Raw genomic sequence first — 1183 nt, forward strand, 5'->3', positions numbered from 1 at the left:
GGTCGGGCTCCCGCCAGCCCAGACACGCTTGAGTCAATAAAGTATACTCTATTGAACTATTTTTAGTTAGTGGTATAATAGGTATTGTAGGTGTTCAATAGACTTGTTCAAAAAAAGAGGTGGAAAATTGTTAGAAAATGAATATTTCGTGTTCACTGGAACACTCACCACAATGACGAGAAAACAGGCGCAAGCTATTATTTCAGGGCTAGAAGGTCATAATCAAAGTAGTGTCACGAAAAAAACCACACGGCTGGTGACAGGCTATTTCCCCATTGATTTAATCAAAGGCTATTCCCCTTCTCAAAAACTGACAGAAGCAGAACAAGCAATTGAATCCGGACAGCCTTTAATTATCATGAGCGAAAAAGAGTTTGTGGACTTTTTAGCACAATTTTTCCAATTACTCGCAAAAGGGCTATAAACAATCATAAAAGAAAGAGAGAAACTATAATGAAAAAAATAATCGCATTTAGTAGTATTGTTCTTCTAGCTATTTTTGGACTTGTAGCATGTGGTACGAACTCCCAAAAATTATCGAAAGAGAATATTGACCGTATTCATTTTACCATTACAAATGGGAGTAACTATCAATTTCAAGAAACGGATATGAATATCAAGGAAAAAGAAATGGTTTCATCAATTGTCGATTATCTTGATGAGTTGGATTTATCCAAAAAAAATGAGGTCAAAGATACTGGCGGTTTAGTCGGTGCTGATACGTATACACTAGATTTGAACCGTGGAACAAAATTTGTCAGAAGATACATGATTTATGGCGATTACATCACCATTGGTAAGGATAAAAAACAGCAAGTGATTTATAAAGTGAAACACGATAAACTATCTGATTTACTTAAAACGTTGGACGATTTGGCAGAAGCCAATAATGATAAAGAGGGGGAGTAGAAAATGGCAAAAATAGGTTATGCTCGTGTTTCAAGCAAAGAACAGAACCTAGACCGCCAATTAGACGCCTTACAAGACGTTTCTAAGGTGTTTTCAGATAAGGCAAGCGGACAATCTACTGAACGTCCTCAATTACAAGCCATGCTGACTTATTTACATGAGAGGGCGGCTGGTGACCGGCTCGTACAGCATGATCCCGGCGCCGTAGACGTCCACGGCGGAGGTCTGGGCGCGGCCCTCGGCGGACTCCGGGGCGACGTAGGCGGGCGTGCCG

Annotated in this window: 2 protein-coding genes and 1 pseudogene; all 3 read left to right on the top strand. The window is 40.3% G+C overall.

Annotation, left to right across the window (positions count from 1 at the left end; all coding sequences use genetic code 11):
* Window positions 1–127 precede the first annotated feature (127 nt).
* The gene (locus AB0C76_RS41460) at window positions 128–424 is read left to right on the top strand and encodes a BRCT domain-containing protein (RefSeq protein WP_014011546.1); all 297 of its coding nucleotides are present in this window, start codon (window positions 128–130) and stop codon (window positions 422–424) included.
* A gap of 29 nt (window positions 425–453) precedes the next feature.
* Window positions 454–909, top strand: a complete 456-nt coding sequence (locus AB0C76_RS41465; protein WP_359975999.1) for a hypothetical protein — start codon at window positions 454–456, stop codon at window positions 907–909.
* 3 nt (window positions 910–912) lie between these two features.
* A pseudogene (locus AB0C76_RS41470) lies at window positions 913–1095 on the top strand (recombinase family protein); the annotation flags it as partial.
* Between the last annotated feature and the right edge of the window lie 88 nt (window positions 1096–1183).

The sequence above is a fragment of the Kitasatospora sp. NPDC048722 genome (assembly GCF_040650235.1).
GTDB lineage: Bacteria > Actinomycetota > Actinomycetes > Streptomycetales > Streptomycetaceae > Kitasatospora.